Annotated in this window: 8 protein-coding genes and 1 pseudogene; 7 read left to right on the top strand and 2 right to left on the bottom strand. The window is 42.0% G+C overall.

Annotation, left to right across the window (positions count from 1 at the left end):
* The first annotated feature begins 59 nt into the window (after window positions 1–59).
* From pseB to MHM99_RS06625, 6 genes are all read left to right on the top strand, one after another.
* Complete coding sequence (gene pseB / locus MHM99_RS06600) at window positions 60–1,058, top strand: UDP-N-acetylglucosamine 4,6-dehydratase (inverting) (RefSeq protein WP_239218648.1); 999 nt, start codon at window positions 60–62, stop codon at window positions 1,056–1,058.
* The gene (gene pseC / locus MHM99_RS06605) at window positions 1,058–2,227 is read left to right on the top strand and encodes a UDP-4-amino-4,6-dideoxy-N-acetyl-beta-L-altrosamine transaminase (protein ID WP_239218674.1); all 1,170 of its coding nucleotides are present in this window, start codon (window positions 1,058–1,060) and stop codon (window positions 2,225–2,227) included. Before pseB ends, pseC begins: the two co-directional genes overlap by 1 nt.
* Window positions 2,228–2,300: 73 nt before the next feature.
* Window positions 2,301–3,002 (top strand): pseudaminic acid cytidylyltransferase, encoded by a 702-nt coding sequence (gene pseF, locus MHM99_RS06610; RefSeq protein ID WP_239218650.1) that lies wholly within the window; start codon window positions 2,301–2,303, stop codon window positions 3,000–3,002.
* A gap of 8 nt (window positions 3,003–3,010) precedes the next feature.
* A complete protein-coding gene (gene pseG, locus MHM99_RS06615) occupies window positions 3,011–4,063 on the top strand; it encodes a UDP-2,4-diacetamido-2,4,6-trideoxy-beta-L-altropyranose hydrolase (RefSeq protein ID WP_281715547.1) in 1,053 nt (350 codons plus the stop codon).
* Between the two features lie 8 nt (window positions 4,064–4,071).
* Window positions 4,072–5,124: a pseudaminic acid synthase gene (gene pseI / locus MHM99_RS06620; protein ID WP_239218664.1), complete on the top strand. Its 1,053-nt coding sequence runs from the start codon at window positions 4,072–4,074 to the stop codon at window positions 5,122–5,124.
* 25 nt (window positions 5,125–5,149) lie between these two features.
* On the top strand, window positions 5,150–5,617 hold the full coding sequence (locus MHM99_RS06625; RefSeq protein ID WP_239218666.1) for a GNAT family N-acetyltransferase: 468 nt from the start codon (window positions 5,150–5,152) through the stop codon (window positions 5,615–5,617).
* 78 nt (window positions 5,618–5,695) lie between these two features.
* Here MHM99_RS06625 and MHM99_RS06630 read toward each other — a convergent pair whose 3' ends face one another.
* Both MHM99_RS06630 and MHM99_RS06635 read right to left on the bottom strand, forming a co-directional pair.
* A complete protein-coding gene (locus tag MHM99_RS06630) occupies window positions 5,696–6,307 on the bottom strand; it encodes a pseudaminic acid biosynthesis-associated methylase (RefSeq protein ID WP_239218668.1) in 612 nt (203 codons plus the stop codon).
* Window positions 6,308–7,163: 856 nt separating this feature from the next.
* Window positions 7,164–7,349, bottom strand: a pseudogene (locus MHM99_RS06635) (hypothetical protein); the annotation flags it as partial.
* 256 nt (window positions 7,350–7,605) lie between these two features.
* Here MHM99_RS06635 and MHM99_RS06640 point away from each other — a divergent pair.
* Window positions 7,606–7,830 (top strand): transposase (locus tag MHM99_RS06640; protein WP_239218672.1); only part of this gene is annotated, 225 nt, incomplete at its 3' end.

The following is a 7,830-nucleotide window of genomic DNA, read 5'->3' on the forward strand; positions in this document are numbered from 1 at the left end:
GGCATTGTTGCCGACACATGATATATTTAAACGATAATCATAAAAATCGTGGGCGATCTATGTTTGACGGCAAGTCTATATTGATAACAGGTGGTACAGGTTCGTTCGGTCATAAATACACCGAAAATTTGTTATCACGCTATAACCCCAAGCGCCTAATTATCTATTCGCGTGACGAGCTAAAACAGTTCGAAATGCAACAGAAATTTAATGCACCCTGCATGCGCTACTTTATCGGTGATGTGCGAGATAAAGACCGCCTTACGCGCGCAATGCAAGGGGTAGACTACGTTATCCATGCTGCAGCCATGAAACAAGTTCCGGCTGCTGAATATAATCCCACGGAGTGCATCCGCACTAATATCGATGGCGCTGAAAACGTTATAAACGCAGCTATTGATAACTCGATAAGCAAAGTTATCGCGCTGTCGACCGACAAAGCAGCTAACCCCGTTAATTTGTACGGTGCGACTAAGCTCGCTTCCGATAAGCTGTTTGTTGCAGCAAATAATATGGTTGGCGCGGGCAGACCTCGATTTTCTGTAGTGAGATACGGAAATGTAGTGGGCTCTAGAGGCTCGGTTGTTCCATTTTTCAATAAGCTCATTGAAGAAGGCACTGACCATATTCCGGTTACGCATAAAGATATGACGCGATTTTGGATAACACTTCAGCAGGGCGTCGACTTTGTTTTGAAGAATTTCGAGCGCATGATGGGTGGCGAAATATTTGTGCCCAAAATACCGTCAATTAGAATTACCGATTTAGCCGAAGCCATGGCACCAGGTGTACCAATTAAGATAGTGGGTATTCGACCTGGCGAGAAACTTCACGAAATGATGTGCCCTGGCGACATGGCCTTTCACACTTTCGAATATGACGATCACTTTGTCATTGCGCCAGCTATCAAATTTTTTAATAGAAGCAACGACTTCAAAACTAACGCTCTCGGTGAAAAGGGAAATTCAGTAGTTGATGGTTTTGAATACGTGTCAGACACAAACTCTCATTTTCTTACGGTAGATGAAATATTGACGTTTGATCAGGAAGGTAAGTGATGATTCCTTATGGCAAACAGCATATAGATGATGAAGATATCAAAGCGGTTGTTGAAACACTAACATCTGATTGGCTTACCCAAGGTCCCAAAGTTCCTCTGTTCGAAGAAGCGATGTCTGAATACTGCGGAGCGAGATATGCTGTTGCTGTTAATAGCGCTACTTCAGCGTTACATTTGGCTTGCTTAGCACTATCGGTGGGAGAAGGGGATCGAGTTTGGACATCCCCTAACTCATTTGTAGCCTCGTCAAACTGCGCTCTTTACTGCAATGCTATCGTCGACTTTGTAGACATTGATCTTGAAACCGGCAACATGTGTATAACTGCGTTAAGAAACAAACTGAGAAAGGCAAAAGAAACAAACACACTACCAAAAGTCTTAATTCCTGTGCATTTTGCAGGGCAATCGTGTGATATGGAGAGTATAGCCACTCTTGCGTCGCACTATGGGTTTCGAGTCATTGAAGATGCATCTCATGCCGTGGGAGCAAAGTACAAAAGTAGCTTAGTAGGTAGTTGTAAATATTCCGACATTTGCGTTTTTAGTTTTCACCCAGTAAAGATCATAACCACCATGGAAGGTGGAATGGCAATGACAAATGATCCAGCACTAGTAGAATCAATGCGGATGGGCAGAAGCCATGGTGTCACTAATGCTAAAGAGTCAATGACGAAACCTTCTCATGGTCCTTGGTATTACCAACAAGTTAGTCTTGGCTATAATTACCGAATGAACGATATTGAGGGAGCGCTAGGGGTTAGCCAAGTCAAAAAGCTCTCAGTATTTATAGAAAAACGGAATTCAATCGCTAAAAGGTACGATGAACTATTCAAGTCTTGCCCGCGAATTCTCCCTCTAATTGTTAGTGGCCAAAGCTACTCTAGCTATCATCTGTATGTCGTTCGTATATTGGATATTAGTCAGGAACAAAAAAAGACAGTTATTGAGCGTCTTAGAAACGCAGGAATCTTCGCACATTTGCACTACATTCCCATTCATACTCAGCCATATTATGAGGCATTAGGATTTAACGCTGGAGACTTTCCTAACGCAGAGCAATATTACCAACAAGCAATCACCTTACCTATGTTTCCAGATTTAACATCTTCACAAGTTGACCTTATTGTCGATAAACTAATCACATTGCTTGACGAACTCGACGAATAATTTTGGCATTATAACTTTGATACCCAAGTGTGTGAGTGTCTGAGATGTTTTTTAAAAGTGAATATCCAAAAAAATGAATATCGCTATAATTCCCGCTAGAGGCGGAAGCAAACGCATTCCAAGGAAAAATATTACTCGCTTTTGCGGAAAACCAATTATTGCTTACTCAATTGAATCTGCAATAAACAGCAAGTTAATAGATAGAGTCATCGTCTCAACCGATGACTCTGAGATCGCAAACGTTGCAAAAGAATATGGAGCCGAAATTCCTTTTATGCGAGATAAATCTCTCGCTGATGATATGACAGGTACCACTCCAGTTATCCGCTCTGCGCTAAGTGACTACATAGCCCTTAAAAATAACGTTGAATACTGTTTATGTCTATATGCTACCGCGCCTTTCGTCACTGCGCAGCTATTAGATCAATCGGTAGAGTTGCTGCAACAAACAAAAGCGGATTACGTGTTTACCGCCCATCGTTTTTCCTTTCCTATACAAAGAGCCTTACTGGAGGATGAAATTGGTAACATCCGGCCCTGTAGCGCTGTAGATATCAACAAGCGTTCTCAGGATCTACCACATGCTTATCATGATGCTGGGCAACTTTATGCTGCGCAAGCATCAACGTGGTTAGACACGTCTAAAGCAATATTTTCCGAACACTCACGAATGTTAAAGCTTCCTTCCCATCTAGTTCAAGATATTGATACATTCGAGGACTGGAAGCGTGCAGAAGTGATGTTCAAAATACTGAAAGAAATGGGAGAGCGCTAATCTTAAAAATTGCTTTTAGAGTGGACGCAAACTCAGAAATAGGCACAGGTCATGTTATGCGATGCCTTACATTAGCCAAGGGCATTCAAAATTTGTTGGACGCATCTGGCACTCTCCATCGCATCACTTTTGTAAACTCTCAAAAATCGACGCTGTTACAAGAACGTTATGGCCCCTGTAACCTCAATCATGAAGTTGTGCAGCATATTGATAGCGATGTTGGGCATGTAGACGCTGATTTATGGATAGTTGATCATTACCAACTAGATGAAACATTCGAACAAAAACTTTCGTTAACTGGCGCAAAAGTGATGGTTATCGATGACTTAGCAAGTCGCCCTCACTATTGTGACTTACTACTGGATGTCAACTTTTTCGATAAAGGTAATAGATACGAAATGTTAGTTCCACCTAAATGCAAAATGCTGCTCGGCCCAGAGTACGCATTATTGCGACAGGAGTTTTATGAACAACCAACTCAGGATTTTATGAAGCGTAATCCAGTACGAGTGCTAGTTTGTTTTGGCGGCAGTGACCCCTCTAACATGACATCTTTAACGCTTGACGCTATCGCGTCGATTAAAGAAGTTCAATTACAGGTCGATATCGTTATTGGAAGTGGCCATCAAGCGAAAAGAGATGTGATAGCTAAGGTCAGTCAAATAAACTTGATTACTAAGCACAACATACGTTTACATATAGATTGTGACCGAATAGCGGAGCTTATGAAAAAAGCGTCGCTAATGGTTGGTGCGGGTGGTTCAATGCACTGGGAACGCTGTATCTCAACGCTCCCAGCTCTCGTTATATGCGTGGCAGAAAACCAAGTTGAAACAACGCGATGTTTATCGAAAGAAAACGTATGCAAATATCTCGGATTTTGGGATCAGGTGTCTGTAACTGACGTTGCAAGAACTCTCGTGTCGTTATTACAATCACCGTCCAAATTAAAGGCCATGTCTGAATGCGCTGGTAATATAGTCCCTCGACACAGTGGTACTCCTTGCGTGAGCAAACACGTTTTGTCACTACTACAGCCTTTATCTTTAGAACAAGCATGAGAGAGAAAGTGAACACCATAAAGATCGGACCATTTAATATAGGTAAAGATGAACCTCCGTTCATTATTGCTGAGTTATCGGGTAACCATAACCAAAACTTAACACTTGCATTAGAAATGGTAGACGCTGCCGCCGACGCAGGTGTTCGTGCTCTTAAACTACAAACCTATACCGCCGACACTATGACTATCGACATTAAGGATAGTGAGTTTTTTATCGATGACAAACAAAGCCTTTGGCAGGGCCGCTCGCTCTATGAGCTGTACGAAAAAGCACATACTCCTTGGAAATGGCATAAAGCGATATTTGAAAGGGCGAAAGAAAGAGGCATGGTTGCATTTAGCACCCCTTTTGATGAAACGTCGGTTGACTTCTTAGAATCACTCGACGTTCCATGCTACAAAATTGCATCATTTGAAAACACGGATCATGAATTAATTGCTAAGGTCGCTAAGACGGGTAAACCGGTAATATTGTCTACCGGCATGGCAAGCCTTACTGAGATAGCCGAGGCTGTAGAGGTACTTGAGCAGAACAATTGTCAGGAGTATATTCTTCTTAAATGCACCAGCCAGTACCCTGCAGATCCGGTAAACGCAAACCTAGCAACACTCCCGCACCTACAGCAATTGTTTAACTGCCAGGTAGGGATATCAGACCATACCACGGGTATTGGTACTGCAATTGCCGCAACAGCTCTCGGTGCAACCGTTATAGAAAAGCACTTTGTAATAGACAGAAATGCGGGCGGTGTAGACGCGGCATTTTCTCTTGAAGCGGATGAGTTTGCTCTCTTAGTCGACGAAACAAAACGTGCACGCGTGGCTATTGGCAAAATTTCATACGGATGCACAGAATCAGAAATACACTCGCGTAAACTTAGGCGAAGCCTTTACATTGTTAAAGATATCAAGAAAGGGGAAATACTCACGCGAGAGAACGTTCGAGCTATTCGGCCAGGTCTTGGTCTGCCAATAAAACACCTTAAACATATCCTTGGAAAGCAGGTGTGTCGGTCAGTAAAGAGAGGCAGTCCTCTTTCATGGAGCATTATCCGATAGTGCCTTATTGGAACGGAAAATACATATGTTGACCCGCTTTGTGACGCGCGATGATGCAGAATACCTGTTTAAGTGGCGCAACGATCCGCACACAATTGCCATGTCGTTAAACTCAATGGCGGTCACTTGGAATGAGCATATTGACTGGCTCCAACATTCCCTTATTGATGAAAAAAAACTGCTTATTTTGTGTTACTTGGAAAATTCCGCCCCTGTTGGGTTTGTTCGTTTTGATGTGCATTACCACTATGCAGAAGTATCGATCAACCTTAATCCACGTTGCAGAGGAAAGGGGTTTGCTAAAAGATGCCTAACGGCGGCGTTAGAGAGATTTCAAAGGGAATTTCGGAAGCCTACACAAATAATAGCGCGTATAAAAATTGACAATGAAGCAAGCCAGCGGCTTTTCACTGGCGCTGGATTTTCATATTTAAGGACACGAGATAACATCGCGTTTTTCATGTTGGACCTCACAGCATGCCCGAAGCTCTAAAAATCACAAAACTTTTAGTATGCTATTACGCCCGAGTATTCAAAACTAAGATTCTCTTCGCTCAACAGCAATGGTGTATTACTTTTCTAAAAGAAACCACGTAATGTCGTCTTGTGGCGCCCAGTTGTCACGCTTATACAGAAAACCATAGTCAACAAGTTTCATTCCATAGCGCTCAATCAGGTCGCCAGCAAAATCTCGCTTAAATAGCTTATCTTGTTCACCCCGATAAGTAATGACGGTAGGAGATGGATTATAATATTCAGCGACAAGAACATAACGACGAGAGTTTTCTACTAAGTTGTCATAAACGCAGTGTAAAAATTCTGGATTTATATGGATAAGCACACCAGCAGTAAATGTCAGATCGAATTTATTGCTGCGTATCTTTTCAAGAATTGACGCCGTAAAAATATCTGCAACACGCTCTTTTTTTGCCTGCTCTGCAGCTTTTTTGTTTATTTCATATCCGGTTAACGACAGGCTGGGCTTAAGCTTTTTAAGAGCAACCAAGTTCAAGCCAATATTACAACCTAATTCAAGGGCAGATGTTACATTGTTAGCCGAACGCAGCATCTTCGACCACATAGCAACCTTGGAATAGAGCAATGATTCAGAGTCGTTTCTATGCCTGTAGCTATCTCCAAACTCACCCGCCCAGAATTGTTCTTGTTCTGTTTTATAGGTCATTGTTTTTCGCCCTATTGATTTTAAATTTCGTTCAGATTTACTGAAACCTTATTTCTTATAGTCGCGTACTAGGATTTGTGCAATGACAAGGTTTGCGCTTTTCATGTGAAACAAAATACTGAATATCTAACCATTAATGCCTTGCTGTTCGATTAAACTCTTCAATATGAGCGTTTTGCGTCGGTTTACCCAACTGAATATACAGCAATGTAATTTGTTGATTATTATCCCAAGCAACTCATTGTTTTGAAGAGTATTTTATGCTTTTTTTAGTCAAATTGTAGCCGTTTTTTCTGGCCATCCAATTATTTGCTCTAACGACCGGATATCACGAGCGCTTGGCATCGTTAAATCCACATCGATCGCGAGTCCTTCGCGATTGTTATCGTCAATAACACTAAACGAACGTATACAACGGCCTCTTGCAAGCTGTCACTTAATAAGCCCACTGACCATGCTAGAGTTGGCATAATCGGCGCTCCAAGCGCATCTGGCTTATCTCATTTAAGCCGTTTTCTTGGCTCAATAAGCAGGTTCAGCTAAAGCTCTTTATAGATGCGATACACACGTTTTAAATTCCATGTGTAGCTTTCACGTTGTGCAACAACAAAAAATATAGCCCCCACCGCTCGTGAGTAGTAGTTAACAGCAATAACTTTTCGGCAATCAATGCATTTTGGCTCGCCTGCTTTGCTACATACCGATAGCCACTTTAACTTAATTCCACGCGAGCACAAGCCAGACGAATACTGCACCGACGCTGCTTGACTAACTTTACACCCATCTCGCTGTTTTGGAATGGCCTTAGGGCTTTCCCTCGATTATTTTGTGGCGAATATCCGCTTTGATACGCTCTTCAGCGTACATTTTTTGATGCGCTTATTTTAGGCAGCTTTTTCATCTGATTCATCATTGAGGTGTCCATGCCACCGTACGTTGAGCGCCAGCTAGAAAACTTTGCGCTACGCATTCCGTGCTCACCAACTAAGTCAGGCACCACCACCGAACCTTCATTTTGTTTAAGAATAGTCATGATTTTGCTTTCGCCGTATTTTGATAGTTATTCGTTCTTGAATTTGATGAAAAGACGTTTCAGCATAAGCTGTCCAAGTTGAAATGGCTGAACAAACAATAAAAAAATCTAATTACCCAGACTAAGGGCTGTTGATCTTTCGTGATTAGTTTTTGACAGGCATGGTAAAGCGTTATAATTCGTTTCGCCAAAAATAAATTAACAACTCAATACCATGCCAAGACTAATGCTAACTGATAAGCGGTGACAAAAGCTACTTCAAGTAATGAAGAGCTCTGGCCTCATTTACAATAAACCAGAACACAGAATGACCTTTGAAGGAATACTTTATCGCCTGAGAACTGGTATCCCTTGGCGAGATTTATCCACAGAGTTTGGTGGCTGGAGTGCTATTTATCGACGCTTCAATTTGTGGTCAAAGAAAGGTCTATTAAATATGTTATTCAATGAGTTAGCAAAACTTGCTGATTATGACTGGGTTTTTGCGGAC

The sequence above is a fragment of the Alteromonas sp. MmMcT2-2 genome, assembly GCF_022348305.1.
Taxonomy (GTDB): domain Bacteria; phylum Pseudomonadota; class Gammaproteobacteria; order Enterobacterales; family Alteromonadaceae; genus Alteromonas; species Alteromonas macleodii.